This window comes from Mycobacterium sp., assembly GCF_965229105.1.
Classification (GTDB): domain Bacteria; phylum Actinomycetota; class Actinomycetes; order Mycobacteriales; family Mycobacteriaceae; genus Mycobacterium.
In genome coordinates this window covers 5,164,924-5,182,592 of sequence record NZ_OZ245858.1, presented here as the reverse complement: position 1 = coordinate 5,182,592, position 17,669 = coordinate 5,164,924, and the positions used below count along the sequence as shown (strand labels likewise).

Genomic DNA, 17,669 nt, shown 5'->3' with positions numbered 1-17,669 from the left:
ACGCGTCAGTTCTCCAGATCCAGTATTCGGGCTGCGTTGTGATAGAGGAACTTTGGCCACACCTCGGCTTTGAGGGGGACATCGGCCATATCTGCGAAGATGCGCTCCAATGACAGTCCCATCGGGAAGTAGCCGGCGTAGAGCACCTTGTCCGCGCCGCGGGTGTTGGCGTAATCGATGATGGCCTTCGGATAGTGCTTGGGTGCGAAAGCTGAGGTGGAGTAATACAGGTTGGGCCATTTGAGCATCAGCTTCACGGCCAGATCCACCCAGGGTTCACAACCGTGGCGGGTGACGAAGACGAGTTCGGGAAAGTCGAACATGACGATGTCGATTCGTGCGACGTCCTGTGCGGCGAACGGAACTCGCGGGCCGGGGATGCCGGCGCAGACGAAGATCGGAATCCCCAGCTCTACGCACGTCGCGTAGACGGGGTACATCTTGGGGTCGTCGATGGGCACCTGCGGGAAGGCGCCGGCGGGAAAGACCGAGGCGGCCCTGATGCCGTACTCCTCGTACGCACGGCGAATGGCGCGCACCGAGCCGACGACGTCATTCGGGTCGGAGACCGTGCCTGCTCCGATGAACCGGTCCGGGTGCCGCTTCAGCGCGAGCTGCGCCGTCGAGTCGCCAACTCCGACGAGTCCCTTCTCGATCCCGTACCGATCCATCTCGTGCAGGGTCAACGCGATCGGATCATTCGGCGACGGCAGGTTCTTGGGCACCTCTTTGAACATGTACTCGACCGGGAATTCGAAATCTTCCTTCGACTCGCGGTCCTTGGTTTGACGACGGATGAAGTCGTACTGATCGAAGCCCTCCTTGGGGAACCCGATCATGGTGTCGATCACCCGTTGGCGCACGCCCAATAATGAAACGTTGTTCTGCTCGATGTCAACACGCGGCAGGGTTTCCACCTGGCCGGATGGGTCACATAGTCACCTTTTGACGCTGTAGGATCGGCACCGGATAAGAACCATGTTCTAGCCAAGGGGAGGTTGTGCCGTCGATATCGAACACATGACCAGCAGCCAGTTGATCCGACGTGCCACCCTCGTCGAGTCGGTTATCGACCTCATCGGGGACGTCGGCCATGAGGCGGTGCAAATGCGCGATGTCGCCCAGCGTTCCGGGGTGGCGCTCGCGACCGCGTACCGGTATTTCCGGTCCAAGGAGCACTTGCTTGCCGCGGCACTGGAGGACTGGCAACAACGGCTGACCCGTCGCACGCTGGCCGCGGCCAGGTCGCCGCAGCCGGATCCGTTGGCCGGGGTCCTGGAATACCTGCAGCGGGCGTTGCGCGCCTTCAGTCGCAATCCAGAGATGACGGCGTTGATGCTGCAGATGATGACATCCACCGACCCTGATGTCAGCGCCGCGATCCATCGGATGAACCTGACGAATACCGAGATGTTCGAATCCCTGCTGCAGGACTTTCCGGTCGAGGACATCCCGAACCTGAGCTTTGTCCTCAACGCGATCGTGACCAGTGCCATCACTGAACTGCTGACACGAAGTATGTCCCTGGATGAATGTCAGGCCAGGGTGGAGTGGACGGCGCGCGCCGCCCTTGGCTACTCCATGGATCAGGCGATGGATCAGGTGAGCGCGGACCGCAACGCGCGACACTGACTCACGAAGAACCGGTCAGACACCGGCACGCTAGTCTGCCTCGATCCCCGAGAAATCCTTGTGGCCCAGACCTGCGGTGCATCCGCCGTCGACCACGAATTCCGAGCCGGTCGAGTAGCTCGACTCGTCGCTGGCCAGATAGACCACCAGATTCGAGACTTCCTCCGGCTCGGCGGCCCGGCCCAGCGCGGTCTGGAAGATGTCTTCGGGAACCCAGTCGGTCATCGGTGTCTTGATCAGGCCGGGATGGATCGAGTTGACCCGAATTCCGCTGGGGCCCAACTCCAAAGCGACCGATTTCGTCAGGCCGCGGACGGCGAACTTGGTGGCGGTGTAACCATGGGTGGCGATGGTGCCCGCCATCCCCTCGATCGACGAGATGTTGATGATGGAACCGCGGCCGGCAGCCTTCATGGGTGCCACGACGGCGCGGATGCCGAGGAACACCCCGGTCAGGTTGATGTCCAGAATTTTGTGCCACTCGGAGATCTCGTAGTCCTCGATAAGACCAAAGTTCATGATCCCGGCGTTGTTGACCAGGATGTCGAGGCCACCGAATTCGGAGGTGGCGACGGCCACCGCTGCCGCCCAGTCGTCTGATTCAGTGACATCAAGGTGGACGTATCGGGCCGCATCCCCAATTCCCTTGGCCACCAGCTCACCCTCGGTGTCGAGGATGTCGCCGAGCACGACCCGCGCACCCTGTGCGGCCAGCGCACGCGCATGCGAAGCCCCCATCCCGCGTGCGCCGCCGCTGACCAGAGCGACTTTGCCCGCCAACCGTGCTGTCATCGTTTCTCCCATGCTGGTTGCAGTCCTAAGCCGTTGGCGCCCGGGATATTCGAGGTGGTCGAGTCGCGGGCCTGGCCCATCTGAGGACCGTATGGCCGAGTAGACAGGTTGTCAATTATGTCTAGTGCTTCGGCGTGCTGCGCGTTCTGGTCGCCGCAACGGCGGCACCGTCAACACGGACGGCGTTGCGCTGGCGTGTGATGATGGTTTGCCATGAGGCAGCGGCGACCGATTCGTGCGATGGTGCTTGCCGTCCTGGGGGTCGTCACCGTCGGGATCGGCGCGGGTTGTGGTGGCACAGGTGAAACCGCGACACCTGCGTCATCGAGCCCGGTCCGTTCGCCGACCGTCGCCCCACCGGCTGATGCGATGACGCCGCTGATCGGGTCGGTGCCGTTCGCTCCCGTCCCGTTCGCCGGTTCCGACGGTAAGACCCACCTGGTGTACGAGCTGGCCGTCACCAACTTCACCAACGCCAAACTGGTGATCGACGATGTGACGGTCAAAGATGACCAATCCGACAGTGTCATCGGCAATCTCGATGCGCAAGCACTCAAGGGTCGCCTGCAGCCAGCTGGTAGCCGCGAGGGTTCTGATCATCTGGAGCCAGGCCAGGCCGGGACGATCTTTATTCACTTGATCACCGACAACGGCAAGGTTCCACAGACCTTGCTTCACGAGGTGTCGGTAACCAGTGCGGCGATGCCGCCGGGCAGTAACACCGTCACCGAGCAGCTGGCCGTCACCGAGGTCGATAAGCGGACATTGCCGGTGCTATCGGCACCGCTGCGCGGCGAACGCTATATCGCGGCCGACGGCTGCTGTGACGCGGTCCGCCATACGCGGGCGCTGCTGCCGGTTAACGGCCAGCCGTTTCTCGCGCAGCGCTATGCCATCGATTACGAGCAGGCTGACGCGCAGAACAGGATATTCACAGGCGACCCACGGAATCCCGACAGCTACACCATCTTTGGCAATGACGTGCTGGCGGTCGCGGATGGCACGGTCGTCGGCACCCGTAACGATCTGCGGGAGCAGACTCCGGGTGTGTACCCGTCGAATATCCCCATCGACGAAGCCGATGGCAACTTCGTCGTCCTCGATATCGGCAACGGTTTCTTCGTCAACTACGCACATATGCAACCGGGTAGCGTGCGACCCAAACCTGGGGACAAAGTCCACCGTGGTGACGTGATCGGGTTGGTCGGCAATACCGGCAATTCCGTTGCACCGCATCTGCATCTGCATGTCATGGATGGCCCCTCGCCGTTGGCGGCCCAGGGTTTGCCTTACCTGTATGACCGTTTCACGGTGACCGGTCAGGTCGCCAGCACCGCGGATTTCGACGCGTCAGAAGGCACCGGGATCCCGTTGGTCACCCGGCCCGGTATCAGACCGACCGAACATACCGATCAGCTGATCCTCGACCAGAACCTGGTGACGTTCGCTCCCTAGAGAATGTCGACGATATCGTTCTTCAGGGCTTCCGCCTGGGTGCCGAAGACAGCTTGGACATTGTTGCCGACCTCGATGACCCCCGCGGCGCCAAGGCTTTTCAGTCGGGCTTGATCCACCTTCGAGATGTCGGCGACCTCCATGCGTAGCCGGGTGATGCAGGCGTCGACGTTGACCAGGTTCGCCCGCCCGCCGAACGCCGCGATCAGCTGCTCGGCGGTGCTGTCAGTGGTCGTGGTCGTGGTCGTGCTTGTGGCCGTCGCGGCGGCGGAGCTGTCGGCCGTGGCGTCGGTGAGGTTTGCCTGCTCCTGCGCCTCGAACTCGGCGTCAGGCTCACGCCCCGGGGTGCGCATATTCCATTTCGTGATCGCGAACCGGAACAGGAAGTAGTAGATCGCGAAGAACACCACGCCCATCCCGATCAGCAGCGGAATGTTCTTTGCCGCCGGCGCAGTGCCATAGAGCAGTAGGTCGATGAGTCCGGCGGAGAACGAAAACCCGAGGTGGATATCCAGCAGGTAGGCGACCGCCAGCGATAACCCGGTCAGCAGTGCGTGCACGATGTACAGCGGGAAGGCCACGAACATGAACGCGAATTCGAGTGGTTCGGTGACGCCGGTCAGGAACGCGGTGAGCGCTGCCGCCGACAGGATGCCGACCGCGACCTTTTTCTGCTTCTTGTTCGCCACGTGGATCATGGCCAGCGCGGCGGCGGGTAACCCGAACATCAGGATCGGGTAGAAACCTGAGGTGAGGGTGCCTGCGGTGGGGTCGCCGGCGGCGAACCGGGTGAGCTCACCGGTGGCGACATGGCCGTCGGGTGCCTGGTAATCGCCGTAGATGAACCACACATAGGAGTTCACGATGTGGTGGAGACCCAGCGGAATCAGCATCCGGTTGGCGAATCCGTAGACGAAAGCGCCGATGGCGCCGGACCCGCCGATGAACTTGCCGAGGCCGGTCAATCCCGCGTCGAAGACCGGATAGAAATAGCTCATGGCGAATGCCAGGAACAGGCATGCCAGGGAGACGGCGATGGGCACGAATCGCCTGCCGCCGAAGAAGCCGAGGTAGGAAGGCAATTCGATGGTGTGGTAGCGGTCGTACAGCCACGCGGTGAGCAGACCCACCACAATGCCCGCGAAGACGCTGTAGTTGATCTGTGCTTGGTCGCCCGCCTTATCGACTTCCCCGGCCAGAACGATCGGCGACATGGTCTTGAACACCGCCTGGACCACCAGATAACCCACCACGGCGGCCAACGCGGTCGAACCGTCGGCCTTCTTCGCGAATCCGATCGCCACACCCACCGCGAAGAGCAGCGGCAGGTTGGTGAACAGCGCATCGCCGGCCGCGCTCATCGCATGGAAGAACGGCCCGATGACGGGGGCCTTGATCCGGCCCAGTAGGTCGTCCTGGCCCAGCCGAAGCAGGATGCCGGCCGCGGGCAGCACCGCGATCGGCAGCATGAGGCTCTTGCCCAGCCGCTGGAGTTGGGCGAAGCCCGGAATGCGAACTCGCGATTTTCCTTCTGCACCATCAGGTTTGGTGGTATTGCTCATATCTGGTGACCTCTCGAATTCGCTGGATGCCGCGCGCATCGCCCGACCCGAAGCTGTGCGGAAGCTTAGATGAGAACGGGTGATCTCGAGACCGTGTTGCGGCACGCTCGTATTGTTGGCCGATGAGCACGACACAGATTCTCGCCCCGGTGTCCGGGCGCGCGGTTCCGCTACCCGATGTCCCCGACCCGGTGTTCGCCCAAGGCATGGTCGGTTACGGCGCCGCCATCGACCCCCCGCGCGAGGTGATCGACGCGGTCGCTCCGGTCAGCGGAACGCTGTTGAAGCTGCTCCCGCATGCCTTCATCGTCTTGACCCCCGATAACGTCGGGGTGCTGGTGCATCTCGGCCTCGATACCGTCGCGCTCAAAGGTGAAGGGTTCACGGCCCATGTCAGCCAGGGTGACGTCGTGTCCGCTGGTCAGCTGATCATCACCTACGACGTTCCGCTGATCGAAGCCAAAGGGCTCAATCCCATTGTCCCCGTTGTGCTGATGGACGAACGCGAAGCCGGAAACATCGCTGCGTCGGTGGCGGTGCAGACCGGTGCGGATATCGCCTCGGGCGCTGGCCTTTTCACGGCCACCACGTAAATGGAAGTCGTCATCTGCCAGGATGCCCGTGAGATCGGCGGGGTGGCCGCCGATGCGATCGCCGCCCTGCTGCTCCGCAAGCCCGACGCGGTCCTGGGCCTGGCCACCGGATCGTCGCCACTGGCGATCTACGACGAACTGGCCGCGCGCTGTGATGCCGGCCTGATCTCGTTCGCGAATGTCCGTGGCTTCACCCTCGACGAGTACGTCGGACTTCCTGCGGATCATCCAGAGCGGTACCGCAACGTCATCGACTCGGTGTTCGTGTCGCGGGTCGATTTCGGGCCCGGTGCGGTGCAGAGCCCGGACGGTCTTGCCGTCGATATCCCGGCCGCGTGTGCGGCGTACGAGGACGCGATCTGCGCCGCGGGTGGCGTCGACCTGCAGATCCTCGGGATCGGCACCGACGGCCATATTGCGTTCAACGAGCCGGGGAGTTCACTGGCGTCGCGCACCCGGATCAAAACGCTCACCAAGCAGACACGCCTCGACAACGCGCGCTTCTTCGACGGTGATCTCGAATCGGTGCCCACGCACTGCCTGACTCAGGGACTGGCGACCATCATGGCGGCCCGGCACCTGGTTTTGGTGGCGACCGGCCGCAGTAAGGCCGAGGCCGTGCATCATCTGGTGGAGGGCGGAGTCAGCGCGTTGTGGCCGGCGACCATTCTGCAGCACCACCCACATGTGACGGTGCTGCTCGACGACGCCGCGGCCCGGCGGTTGCAGCTCGTCGACTATTACCGCGAGACGCAGCGGTCCAAGCCGGGATGGCAGGGCTACTGAGTGCTGCTGGCCGCTGACACCCTGCTGACCGGCCGAGAACTGTTGCGGCCCGGATGGATTGAGATGTCCGGCCGGACAGTGCACGCGGTTGGTGCCGGTGCCCCGGCCCGCCCCGCAGATTTCGAGCTCGGCGCGGTGACGGTGGTGCCTGGCTTCGTCGACACCCACGTACACGGCGGAGCGGGAGGGAACTTCTCCGCTGCAGTACGCGAAGAGACTTCGACTGCCGTTGCGCTGCACCGCGCGCACGGCACCACTACCTTGGTCGCCTCACTGGTTACCGCGGGTGCCGACGAATTATTGCGCCAGGTAACGCAATTGGCTGATGATGCGCGCGCCGGTTTGATCGACGGGATCCATCTCGAAGGCCCATGGCTTTCCACGTTGCGGTGCGGCGCGCATCAATCGTCGTTGATGCGCGACCCGGAGCCCGCCGAGATCGAGCGCATTCTGCGTGCGGGTGGTGGCACCATTCGGATAGTCACCCTGGCGCCGGAGCGGGACGGTGCCCTGGCGGCGATTCGGCAGATCGTCGACGGGGGAGCCGTTGCCGCCGTCGGGCACACCGAAGCCACGTACGAACAGGTGCGCCGGGCAATCGACGCGGGTGCGACGGTGGGGACGCACCTGTTCAATGCGATGCGCCCGATCGACCGTCGTGAGCCAGGTCCGATCATCGCCCTGCTCGACGATGACCGGGTGATCGTTGAAGTGATCGCCGACGGTGTGCATCTCGATGCGGCGATTTACCGGCATGTGACGCGCAGTGCGGGGCCGGATCGGGTGTCGTTGGTGACCGATGCGATGGCGGCGACCGGAATGTCCGACGGCGTCTACCACCTGGGACCGCTGGCTGTCGATGTAGTCGGGGGAGTGGCGCGGGTGTCAGGGACCGACACCATTGCCGGCAGTACCGCCACCATGGACCGGGTTTTCAGGTTCGCCGTCGCGCACAGCGGGCTGCCCTATGACGAGAGCCTGCTGCTGGCGGTGCGGCAGGCATCACTGAATCCAGCCAGGGCGCTGGGCCTGCCCGCCGCGGGGCTGACGCCAGGGGCCCCCGCCGACCTGGTGGTGCTGAACCGCGACTTGGTGGTGGCAGGAGTGCTTCGCCAGGGATCGTGGGTCATCGCCCCGAAGTGACAACTGACACACCGGCATCGCCATGGAATGAACTCTGCTAGAGGCCTGTTCCATTCATCAGGTCGGAACGAAGAACCGAGGCCCGGCCCACAGAGATACATAGCAATAGAACGAAGGCATCACAATGAAGAAGTTTGGATTGGCCGGGATCGTCGGCGGTGGGCTGGTTGCAGCTGTTTTAGGTTTCGCTGCTCCTGCTCAAGCTGATTTGGGTCATAACGTCTGGGCGAACCAGCAGAACCAGAGCAGCGTGTCTGTACCCCAGGTCAACACCAGCGTTCACCAGAGTCCCTAACCCGGCTCTTGTAAGAAGGGCACCCGCATTGCGGGTGCCCTTCTTGCTGTTCAGCAGCGATTCAGGCGGCGGCTCCCGCGGCGAATGTCCGAGCACATTAACTCCCTGGCGCGTCATCAATTGATGACGCCCCGGAGGCGGGCGGATGCCCGTTGCCGGGGACACCGCTGAAACGAACGGGAACCTGGCACCGATACACCGGCAGTAACATGAACCCCATCTGTCACGGGAGTAGCGGAGGACGTATGCCAAGCCGTTGGAAAGCCGCCTTAGGTGCCATGGCTCTCGCCGCCTTCGTCGGGCTCGGCGGATTCGCACCGGCGGTGTCTCATGCTGACCCGCCCGCCGCGACGAAGGATTTCTCCAAGCCGGCGATCGTCATCCTTGGGTACGGCCTCAACTCCGACGGCACCATGCGGACAATCCTGCGCCGACGTGTCCTGACTGGCCTGACCGTCGCACAGTTCTTTCCGCAGTCGCCGATCATCGTGACCGGCGGGAACCCGCAGAACGGTCGAACCGAAGCCGGGCAGATGCGGAACATGTTGATGCTTCTCGGTTTTCCGGCCAACCGAATCATCGTTGAGGACAAGGCCAACAGCACCGTCCAGAACGCGCGGTTCTCGGTACCGCTGGCCAAAGATGCGGGCACCTCGGGCATCATCCTGGTGACATCGACGACGCATCAGGACCGCGCGGACGGGAATTTCGCCGACGCCGGAGGCAATATCCTTGCGACGGTGAGCTACCCGGATGGGGACCCAACCGTCAACGTCGTCCAGTTCGCCCGCGACGCGATCAGCCCGTTCATCAATGTGAACTAGGGCGGGTTACCGGAAACTCCCCGAACCACCGTCGATGTGCAGGGTCTGGGCAGTGAGGTACGAAGCGTCCGGGCTGAGCAGGAACGCGATGACGGCGCCGATATCGTCGTGGGTGTCACCGACTCGTCGCAACGGGATGTGGCGCACGGCGCGCTCGTAATCCTTGGTGAAGTGCTCAGCCCAGAACTGGACCCCGTCGGAGTTCGCGAACGGGCAGACAACGTTGATGCGGATGTTGTCGCGGCCCCACTCCAGCGCCGCTACCCACGACATCCCGCGGATCGCTTCCTTGGCGCCGGCATACGCACCGAACATCGGTTCGCCGACGGTGCCGCTGCCAGAACCGAAATTGATGATCGATCCGCCACCGGCGGCTTGCAGAATCGGATGCACCGCCTGCATGAGGAAAAACGTCGCGCGAGGCCCGACGTCGTAGACCAGGTTGAAGTCTTCCTGGGTGATATCGGTGAACGCCTTGGGCTCATTGCAGGCGATCGCGTTGTTCACCAAAGCGGTTACCGCACCGAGCTTTTCCGTAGCCGTGCCCACAATGTTGTCGGCCATATCGGTATCGCGCAGATCGGCCACGCAGTGCTCGGCTTTGAAGCCGCGCCCACGGAAGTCAGCGACGAGATCGACCACCGATTCTTCGCGGTCGACGAGGAGGACCGCCGCCCCACGTTCGAGCAGCGCCTCCGAGACGCCGCGGCCGATGCCCTTGGCGGCACCGGTGACTATGACGGAGTGACCGTCAAGGGATTTCGGGTGCCAGTACTGGCCCTGACTGGATGTTGTCATTGCTGCGCTCCGCGGTGTAGTTCGAGGGAAGTTCTTGCTGCGCCCGGGAATTCGATGAACTCCACCGGCATGCCATCGGGATCTTTGACGAAGAACATTCGCACTCCGGCGATGGCGAACGGTTCCTGCTCTGGTTGGTACCCCGCGTCCTTGACGGCAAGGTAGGTCGTATCGAGATCCGGCACCGACAGTGAGATGTTCTGGTTGCCCAGGAACGGCCGCCTCCCGCCCGATACGGGTGCGGCGGAACCGAGGGATAGCAGCTCGATCATCACACCGCCGAGGCAACCGCCAACGACGCGACCGTCCTGGCTGGTCGTGCTGCCCAGTGCTGCATCGAAGGGCTCACCAGACATCGCCTGGTCGAAAACCACGTCCATCCCCAGGAAATCCCGGTAGAACGACAGTGCGCGGTCCATATCGGTGACGCCGATGACCAGGTGAGAAAAGCGGGTGTCCTCCAGAGCAATCATGGGGTTCCTTTCGTGGCCGCCGGTTAGCATAACTGGACACCTGTCCAGCGGTGGGCGAATTCTTCGTTCTGCCGTGGCAAGGGTCGACACGACGAAAGGACCACGCATGGGATCCGACGGCGCTGCGCTGCGCATCGCGGTGATCTCCACGGGAGGGGTTGGCACCGAGGCTATTCGCGCGATCGCCAGGCGCGACGACCTGGTCCTGACAGGGGTCTGGGTCCATTCACCGGACAAGGTCGGCGTCGACGCGGGTGAGCTGGCCCGCTCTGAATCCCTCGGAGTCACGGCGACGGGCGATCTCGGCGACATCATCGACGCCGCGCCGGACTGTGTGGTGTACGCGGCGAGCGGGCCCGAACTTGATGCCGGCGCGGTGCCCGATTACGTGCGACTGCTGTGCGCCGGGATCAACGTAGTCACCACGAGTTCCCCGGGCCTGGTTTTCCCGCAGGCCTGGATCCCCGATTTCGCAGCCAAGGTCCAAGCGGCAGCCATCGAGGGCGGCGCATCGCTCTATGCCTCCGGGCTGGAACCGGGCTTCGCCGGCGACCATCTCGCCGTCCTCCTGAGCACCCTGTCGAGCACCATCACCTCGATCAGGACCCAGGAAATCTTCGACTACAGCGACTACCCGAACACGTTCATGATGTTCGATGTATTCGGCTTCGGCCGGCCGATGGACTTCACTCCGCTGATGAGTCTGGGTGGCTCGCAACGCTTCGCGTGGGGACCGCCGGTGCAGTTCGTCGCGCATGCACTTGGAGTCGAGCTCGACGATATCGTCGAAACCTACGAACGTGTCGAGGCGCCAAGGCAGTTGGAGGTTGCGGCCGGCACCATCGCGGCAGGCACCTGTGGCGCGATACGGATGGAAACCATCGGGGTCGTTGATGGGCAGCCTGCCATCGTCATCGAGCACGTGAACAGGATGGCGGCGGATATCGCACCACAGTGGCCGGTCGCCGCACGGGACGGGACCTACCGCGTCATCATCGAAGGCACACCATCTTTGACCTGCGAGCTGACCATTGGCGATAGTGAGTCGCCCAGCGATGACGGGATGATCGCCACCGCGATGCGGGTGATCAACGCCATCCCGTATGTGGTGCAGGCTCAGCCGGGCATCCTGACCGCGCTCGATCTGCCCATCACCGCACCGCTTCGCCCGTTCAGGACGGCTCAAGCCTGAGGGTAGGGCGCGAACCGATTGTTGAAACCCGCTTGCCGCAGCGCGATCTGGTGTGCGCGATCCTGATAGGTGAAGTCGAAGGCGTCCGCGGGCAACACGGTCCCCAGCTCATCGAGCGAGACGACCTGTGAGGTCACTGTCGGCAGTGTCGCTGTCGCGGGATCGCCTCCGCCGCCGAGGTTCTGGAAGCGGATGGAGATGGTGCCCTGGTTCAGTCCGCCTGTCGAAACCCAATTCGCCACACCGGGATCCGTCGGTGAGATGACCAAGGTGTACGTCCCATCCGGGTTGGCAGTGGCTTGCGCACTGTTAAGGCTGGTCTGCTGATCCCAGTAGTTATCGCTTACCGTCCAGTCGTTGGTCACCGGAACGACGAAGTACCCTGCATCACCGGGGTTTATCGTGATCACCAAGGCTTGGCGGTCGGTCAGCTGGAAGTAGCCGGCGCTCTGCAGCTGGGTCGCCAGGAACTCGGCATTGCGCGTGGGGTTGCGCAGCACATTCGGTTGCGTGCGTTCCCCCGTCGCGGGATCAGTGGTGGCCACCGCGATGTACTTGGATTCCTGGGGGATCCCGAGGAGCATCACGACGGCCGTCAACATGCCGCGCAGCAACGGTGGTGGATCGGCCAGCGGCGGGATCAACGACACCAGCGACGTCAGCAGCGGGCTGTTGACCACCAGCGGTCCGATCCCGGGGATGGCGAACCCGCCCAGTTGGCTGAACAGGCTGTTCGGTGGGCCGCTGATCCGCTCGATGGACAGACTCATGGGTTGCTCGGAGTTCCAGTCGGACAACGTGTTCCGCACGGCGATCAGCGTGGAATCGGAGGTCAGCTGCAAGTGGTTGGTGTCATCGGAGGTTGCGGGTGCGCTGCTGACGGTGATGGTGAAGTTGCCCTCGGCATCGACGATGAGCTTTCGACCACTGAGATTCGATGCGGTGATTCCCGACAAACCAGTCAGCACACTGAAGTTCGTATCGGCTGGGGTTCCGTCAGGGATATCGACGTGACCGGTGATCAGATACGTCGACGCGGCATTGACACCCATGAATCGGTAGATGGTGTCCGGGTTGTCGTACAGGATCCGCGAACCGCCGACGTCCTGGCCGTACCAGGTGTGCGGTGCCATCACCTGCGCCACCACCGTGGGTGCGTTGGAGTTGAGGATCTGCTGTTGAAACGCCGCACCCAGGGCATATTCGTCGACGGCGTCCTGCAACTGCGCAATGTTCTCCCGGTCCGGCCCGCCCACCTCGGCGAACTCCCGCTGCGCGGTGCCGAGCCACGCCAGCTGCAGGATGACCTTCATCATCTGCACCGGCAGGGTGTTCACCGTTTCAGTGGCCAGTTTTTCGGCCGCGAGCTGTTCGGTGGTTCCCAGTGGGCTAGTGGTCGTGGTCGTGGTCTGGGTCGTTGCGGCCACGACTGTCTTGGCATGCGGCCTGGTCGTCGAAACCCGTCGCTGCGCGATATCGGCCGTCGACATAGTTGTCGCAGACGCAGTTGTCGCCGTGGTACGGACCAACGGTTTCGGCGCTTTCTTGCGGGGGCCGGCTGATGACTCCGACCGTGCCGACGACGCTGGCGAGGACGAGGCTGACGAGCTGGTCGATCGGGCATCATCGGCCATCGCGACACCCACACCGATGGTGGCGATTGCCGACCCGATCCCTAACGCGACGGCGAGCGCACCGACCCGCCCAACGTAGCGTCCGCCGAAATTCGAAGACCACGACAATGGGGCCATCTCGTCACCGTAGCCACGTCAGCTGTTCTTTTTGACGACATCGACAATCTAGGCGGTCGCCCTGGTGTCGGCCCCCCAGGCGCAGTGCCGGAACTGGTTGCCACCCGCGCGCTTGGCTTCGTACATCGCGTCGTCCGCGTGGGCGACCAGATCGTCGAACAGTTCCTGTGGTGGCACAGTCACCAGCGCCAGCATCGGTATCGTCACCACGCCGATGCTCGCCGTCAATCTGGGCGGCGTCGAGACGATCGCGTACCGCAGCCGTTCTGCCAGAACACCCACTTCGTCATCGTCAACGATGTCTGCGATCAGGAACTCCTCACCACCGATCCGCGCGACCACGGCGGAGCGGCGGACGTTGTCTCGGAGCGCGCGCCCGATGGCCCGCAACGCGCGATCACCCGAAGCGTGTCCCTGTGTGTCATTGAGCCGCTTGAACTTGTCGAGGTCGACCATCGCGATGGCGAGATGGAGCTCCGTACGTCGCGAGCCGGTCGCGACCAGTTCGGTGGCACGGCGGTAGAAGGCGCGCCGGTTGAGCAGCCCGGTCAGGGGGTCCGAATCGGAGTTCAATACCGCAAGGCCGAGGCCTTGGATCAAGGCTTGTGTGGTGAACTGCACCGATACGTTGGCAACGAGCACGAGAATGAAGAGACAGATCGCCAGCACGGGGTCCTGCGCCGCGGACCGGACCGTTTCGAAGGCCGCCGCCGCCAACGCCACCGTCACGTTGAATACGGTGAAGCGAGCCGTGTGGAAGAAGGCGATGTAACCGCCGATGGGCGCGAAGGCGACGCACGCCATCAGCGCGGGCACCGGCGCAGAAAGAATCAGAACAGACATCGCGATCGAGAGGGTCGCTGACACCACGAACACCGCTGACTTTGTCTTGGTCGGCCAGGCGCGCCCCATCCACAGCGTGGCCATCACGACGCAGCAGCCGGCGATTATGACGGCGATCACCCGTTGCGCGGGTCCTGACGCACCGGCCGGACTCCACAACATCGCGACGGGGATGGCGCCGAGGCCCAGAACCGTGGCGATCATGACGGTGCGGATGGCGGGCAACGCCCCATTGCCGGTTAAATATGTTGCCAGCCAATAGAAATGATCTGGCTGTCGCCACCATCGTCGGATCAAACCGGTCATAAATTGACGCCCTGACTTACTATTGGTGTTGCACGAGACGGAACCCAGTAAGCAACAGCGCACAACCACCCGGTCTTACGACTTGTTTGCCATGCAAACCAGTAGCAAACTACAGACACTAGCAAAAAATCAGCAGGGGCCGCATCTGAGGCGGTACAACGGGTGCGTCGTGCCATGATCAGCGAGTGGATCTCGGTTTTCATGCGCTGGGCATCGGCACGGGTTCTGAGCGGGCAGTGATCGATGCTGTGGCGCTCGCCGCCGAAGATGCCGGGTTCGCCACCCTGTGGGTCGGCGAGCATGTGGTGATGGTCGACCAATCGGAATCCACCTACCCGTACTCCGAGGACGGCAACATCGCGGTGCCGGCAACCGCGGACTGGCTTGACCCGTTGATTGCCCTGAGCTTCGCCGCGGCGGCGACCAGCAGCATCGATTTGGCGACCGGCGTGCTTCTTCTGCCCGAACACAATCCGGTGCTGATCGCCAAGCAGGCTGCGTCGCTGGACAAGTTGAGCGGTGGCAGGTTGACCCTTGGTGTCGGAATCGGTTGGTCCCGAGAGGAATTCGAGGCGCTCGGAGTGCCGTTCGCCCGTCGAGGTGCGCGCACGGCCGAATACGTCGAAGCGATGCGCACCCTGTGGCGCGATGATGTGGCGTCCTTTCACGGCGACTTCGTCGATTTCGACAACATCCGGGTGAATCCGAAACCGCTGCGCCACCGGCAGATCCCGGTGATCGTCGGCGGAAACAGCGATTCGGCCTTGCGCCGGGTCGCCACCTGGGGAGACGGCTGGTACGGATTTAACCTCGCTGACGTCGAGGAGGCCGCCCAGTGTGCGTCGACGGTGCGGCGACTGTGTAGGGAGGCGGTACGCGATCCCGGCGATCTGCGGCTTGCCGTCGCGTTGGTCGACCCGCAGCTCGGGGACGTCGCCAAACTCGCCGATATCGGCATCGACGAGCTGGTGCTGGTCGCCAGCCCGCCAGAAGAACCTGACGCTGCGCGGGCATGGGTCCTGGATCTGGCCGAGCAATGGGTGTCAGTGCTGCGGGCGACGTGAGCGGCGCAGCTTCGACAGCGATCGCGGCGGTTTTCCTCTGGCTCGGCATGGTGCTGGCGATCTCGTTCCTTGAGGCGCCGCTGAAGTTCCGCGCACCCGGAGTCACGCTCCAAGTGGGCTTGGGGATCGGGCGGCTGGTCTTTCGGGCGCTCAACTTCTGCGAAGTGCTCCTCGCGGGTCTCATCGTGGGGACCTTTGCGTTTGACGCTCCACCTCTGCGGGTGGAGATCGCTGCGGCGGTGGCGATCGGGTCGCTGTTCGTCCAGGTGCTGATGGTCCGTCCTGCGCTGACCCGCAGATCGGACGCGGTACTAGCCGGGGCGGACGGGCCGCGATCACGCGGGCATTACGTGTACATCGGATTTGAGGTAATCAAGGCGATGTCACTGCTGGTCACGGGCATGCTGTTACTGAACGTCTGAATCGCGAGGAGAAACTCATGGAGTCGATATCGCTCACCGGACTCGTCGACGAGCAGTTGGCCGCCGCGCGCGCCGCCCACAGCGGACGAGCAGCGCACACCATCCACGGCGGTCACGACCACGTTCTGCGCCAGACCGTCATCGCGCTGGCTGCCGGGCACGAGCTTGGTGAGCATGACAGTCCCGGTGAGGCGACGCTGCAAGTGCTGCGCGGACAGGTTCGACTGGTCGTAGGGGAGGACAGCTATGACGGCTCAACCGGTGATTACCTGGTCATTCCGCCACTGCGGCACGCACTGCTTGCCATCGAGGATTCGGCAGTCCTGCTGACGGTGCTCGCCGACCGATAGCTCAGTACCGATGCCACCCGAGCTGCATGCCGCCGCGCTGGTGGCCGCGGTCGATCAGCACCGCCGCAGGGACCAATTCGCTGGTCACCAGTCCGCGTTCCTCGGTGACCGCGTCGACGATCTCGAAGGCGGCGGCGATGGCCGCCGGGGTGTCGACGATGACCGTGGTGACCGGCACGTGTCGGCTCAGCTGCAGCAGCCGGTCGCCATGGGGTGCGCGACCGTCGTGAAATCCCCATAGCGCCCGCAACACGGTGGCGCCACTGAACTGGTCGGACTCCCGAAGTCCGCGTAGCAGGGCGCGGTGAATCGGCACACCTTTGTGCAGGGCGTCCTCGGGGGTGTGTACCGACAACTTCTGGAACAGCGGATGCCCGTCGGCGTCTTCGGCGGGGAACCGGTGCGGGGGCTGTATCGACTCACCGTTGCGCTTACACACCTGAATGCGCTCGACCATCAGCAGCGCGTCCGGCAGCAGCGTCCGTAACTCCGCGCTGGCCGCCGCCACCTGCTGCGCGGTGCCGACGCCGACCACGAGGAGGGGCACGCCCGCGTTGCGGCTGAAGAACTTCGCGCGACGCCGTTGCCCGTCTACCGTGCCGTCGACCCCCAGAAATGCTGCGGCGCCGGCGAATCCATATTTGTAGAGGACCCCGCAGACGGTGAAATACGCGGGGGAGCCCGCGATGCGCTGCTGACGGCCCAGCAACAGCGTGAGTTGCGTCGCGTCGTCGGCGTTGCCGTCGAACTGCCCGGTCGCGAGGTGGCCCCGTTCCATGGTGATCAGGCCGCGGCTGGTCATCGCCACGACGTCGTCGACCACGGCATCAATGTGCTCGGGCCGATCGACCGCGGTGATCGCGACGGGCAGATCCTCTGACATCGAGAGTGTTTCGTCCGAGCGGACCACCCCGCGTGGTCCGAAACTGGCGATCCCGCGGCTCATCACACTGGTGGCGATCTCCCGGCTGCCGAACAGGTCGAGAATTCCGTCGGCCAGGAATCGGCTGCCCGTGCGCTCACGTTCGGCGAAATATGCTGTGAGTTTGACGATTTCGTTCACAGGAGCCCCGCGATCCATTGACCCAGCAGCGCGGCGGCCACCCCGAGTACCACGCTGACGACGATATTGGCGACCGCGGATCTCACTTGGCGTTCCTCGGCGAGGCGGTGCGTCTCGAGCATCCAGGTGGAGAAGGTGGTGTAGGCGCCGACGAAGGCGGTACCCGCCAGCAGCGCCGCCTGGTGGCTGAGCGTCAGCCCGCCGATGAACCCCAACAGCGCCGCCCCGGAGATGTTGACCGCCAGCGTGCCCACCGGAAACCGGCGTGCCGCCCGGCGGGTGACGGCGCGGTCGAGCATGAAACGCGAGACCGCGCCCAAGCCGC

The 17,669-nt window shown here is 63.8% G+C and carries 19 protein-coding genes; 10 read left to right on the top strand and 9 right to left on the bottom strand.

Features of this window, described 5'->3' with window-relative positions; all coding sequences use genetic code 11:
• Positions 1–5: 5 nt before the first annotated feature.
• Positions 6–839 carry an amidohydrolase family protein gene (locus ADBZ9O_RS24285; RefSeq protein WP_526533448.1) on the bottom strand — a complete coding sequence of 278 codons (834 nt, stop codon included), beginning with the start codon at positions 837–839 and terminating at the stop codon, positions 6–8.
• 181 nt (positions 840–1,020) lie between these two features.
• Here ADBZ9O_RS24285 and ADBZ9O_RS24280 point away from each other — a divergent pair, with 181 nt between their 5' ends.
• Entirely contained in the window at positions 1,021–1,632 is a 612-nt protein-coding gene (locus ADBZ9O_RS24280) for a TetR family transcriptional regulator (RefSeq protein WP_526525534.1), read from the top strand.
• A gap of 30 nt (positions 1,633–1,662) precedes the next feature.
• On the opposite strand, the gene ADBZ9O_RS24275 is transcribed toward ADBZ9O_RS24280, so the two are convergent.
• On the bottom strand, positions 1,663–2,424 hold the full coding sequence (locus tag ADBZ9O_RS24275) for a glucose 1-dehydrogenase (RefSeq protein ID WP_526525533.1): 762 nt from the start codon (positions 2,422–2,424) through the stop codon (positions 1,663–1,665).
• A gap of 213 nt (positions 2,425–2,637) precedes the next feature.
• On the opposite strand from ADBZ9O_RS24275, the gene ADBZ9O_RS24270 reads away from it, so the two are divergent.
• The gene (locus ADBZ9O_RS24270; protein WP_526525532.1) at positions 2,638–3,879 is read left to right on the top strand and encodes a M23 family metallopeptidase; all 1,242 of its coding nucleotides are present in this window, start codon (positions 2,638–2,640) and stop codon (positions 3,877–3,879) included.
• On the opposite strand, the gene ADBZ9O_RS24265 is transcribed toward ADBZ9O_RS24270, so the two are convergent.
• Positions 3,876–5,441, bottom strand: a complete 1,566-nt coding sequence (locus ADBZ9O_RS24265; protein ID WP_526525531.1) for a PTS transporter subunit EIIC — start codon at positions 5,439–5,441, stop codon at positions 3,876–3,878. The two genes, ADBZ9O_RS24270 and ADBZ9O_RS24265, sit on opposite strands and share 4 nt — an antisense overlap.
• A 122-nt stretch (positions 5,442–5,563) precedes the next feature.
• Here ADBZ9O_RS24265 and ADBZ9O_RS24260 point away from each other — a divergent pair, with 122 nt between their 5' ends.
• The 4 genes from ADBZ9O_RS24260 to ADBZ9O_RS24245 all read left to right on the top strand — a co-directional run bounded on the left by ADBZ9O_RS24260 (position 5,564) and on the right by ADBZ9O_RS24245 (position 9,082).
• Positions 5,564–6,034: a PTS sugar transporter subunit IIA gene (locus tag ADBZ9O_RS24260; RefSeq protein WP_526525529.1), complete on the top strand. Its 471-nt coding sequence runs from the start codon at positions 5,564–5,566 to the stop codon at positions 6,032–6,034.
• Complete coding sequence (gene nagB, locus ADBZ9O_RS24255; protein WP_526525527.1) at positions 6,035–6,820, top strand: glucosamine-6-phosphate deaminase; 786 nt, start codon at positions 6,035–6,037, stop codon at positions 6,818–6,820.
• Positions 6,821–7,963: an N-acetylglucosamine-6-phosphate deacetylase gene (gene nagA / locus ADBZ9O_RS24250; RefSeq protein ID WP_526525525.1), complete on the top strand. Its 1,143-nt coding sequence runs from the start codon at positions 6,821–6,823 to the stop codon at positions 7,961–7,963.
• Positions 7,964–8,536: 573 nt separating this feature from the next.
• Positions 8,537–9,082, top strand: a complete 546-nt coding sequence (locus ADBZ9O_RS24245) for a YdcF family protein (RefSeq protein ID WP_526525524.1) — start codon at positions 8,537–8,539, stop codon at positions 9,080–9,082.
• 6 nt (positions 9,083–9,088) lie between these two features.
• Here ADBZ9O_RS24245 and ADBZ9O_RS24240 read toward each other — a convergent pair whose 3' ends face one another.
• A complete protein-coding gene (locus tag ADBZ9O_RS24240) occupies positions 9,089–9,880 on the bottom strand; it encodes an SDR family NAD(P)-dependent oxidoreductase (RefSeq protein WP_526525523.1) in 792 nt (263 codons plus the stop codon).
• Positions 9,877–10,350, bottom strand: coding sequence for a VOC family protein (locus tag ADBZ9O_RS24235; RefSeq protein WP_526533446.1), 474 nt, complete (start codon positions 10,348–10,350; stop codon positions 9,877–9,879). The genes ADBZ9O_RS24240 and ADBZ9O_RS24235 overlap by 4 nt, the downstream gene beginning before the upstream one ends.
• 109 nt (positions 10,351–10,459) lie before the next feature.
• Here ADBZ9O_RS24235 and ADBZ9O_RS24230 point away from each other — a divergent pair, with 109 nt between their 5' ends.
• Entirely contained in the window at positions 10,460–11,545 is a 1,086-nt protein-coding gene (locus tag ADBZ9O_RS24230; RefSeq protein WP_526525522.1) for an NAD(P)H-dependent amine dehydrogenase family protein, read from the top strand.
• Here ADBZ9O_RS24230 and ADBZ9O_RS24225 read toward each other — a convergent pair.
• Both ADBZ9O_RS24225 and ADBZ9O_RS24220 read right to left on the bottom strand, forming a co-directional pair.
• On the bottom strand, positions 11,536–13,296 hold the full coding sequence (locus ADBZ9O_RS24225) for a DUF1214 domain-containing protein (protein ID WP_526525521.1): 1,761 nt from the start codon (positions 13,294–13,296) through the stop codon (positions 11,536–11,538). The genes ADBZ9O_RS24230 and ADBZ9O_RS24225 overlap by 10 nt on opposite strands.
• Positions 13,297–13,344: 48 nt before the next feature.
• A complete protein-coding gene (locus ADBZ9O_RS24220; RefSeq protein WP_526525519.1) occupies positions 13,345–14,364 on the bottom strand; it encodes a GGDEF domain-containing protein in 1,020 nt (339 codons plus the stop codon).
• A 266-nt stretch (positions 14,365–14,630) separates the two neighbouring features.
• Between ADBZ9O_RS24220 and ADBZ9O_RS24215 the strand changes: the two genes are divergently transcribed.
• The 3 genes from ADBZ9O_RS24215 to ADBZ9O_RS24205 are packed head-to-tail and all read left to right on the top strand — an operon-like array spanning position 14,631 to position 16,281.
• Positions 14,631–15,509, top strand: coding sequence for an LLM class F420-dependent oxidoreductase (locus ADBZ9O_RS24215; RefSeq protein WP_526525518.1), 879 nt, complete (start codon positions 14,631–14,633; stop codon positions 15,507–15,509).
• Positions 15,506–15,931, top strand: a complete 426-nt coding sequence (locus ADBZ9O_RS24210; RefSeq protein WP_526525517.1) for a hypothetical protein — start codon at positions 15,506–15,508, stop codon at positions 15,929–15,931. Before ADBZ9O_RS24215 ends, ADBZ9O_RS24210 begins: the two co-directional genes overlap by 4 nt.
• Before the next feature lie 17 nt (positions 15,932–15,948).
• A complete protein-coding gene (locus tag ADBZ9O_RS24205) occupies positions 15,949–16,281 on the top strand; it encodes a cupin domain-containing protein (RefSeq protein WP_526525516.1) in 333 nt (110 codons plus the stop codon).
• A 1-nt stretch (position 16,282) separates the two neighbouring features.
• Here ADBZ9O_RS24205 and ADBZ9O_RS24200 read toward each other — a convergent pair whose 3' ends face one another.
• Together ADBZ9O_RS24200 and crcB are read right to left on the bottom strand one after the other, a co-directional pair.
• On the bottom strand, positions 16,283–17,344 hold the full coding sequence (locus ADBZ9O_RS24200) for a putative PII-like signaling protein (protein WP_526525515.1): 1,062 nt from the start codon (positions 17,342–17,344) through the stop codon (positions 16,283–16,285).
• The gene (gene crcB, locus ADBZ9O_RS24195; RefSeq protein ID WP_526533444.1) at positions 17,341–17,643 is read right to left on the bottom strand and encodes a fluoride efflux transporter CrcB; all 303 of its coding nucleotides are present in this window, start codon (positions 17,641–17,643) and stop codon (positions 17,341–17,343) included. The genes ADBZ9O_RS24200 and crcB overlap by 4 nt, the downstream gene beginning before the upstream one ends.
• Positions 17,644–17,669 lie beyond the last annotated feature (26 nt).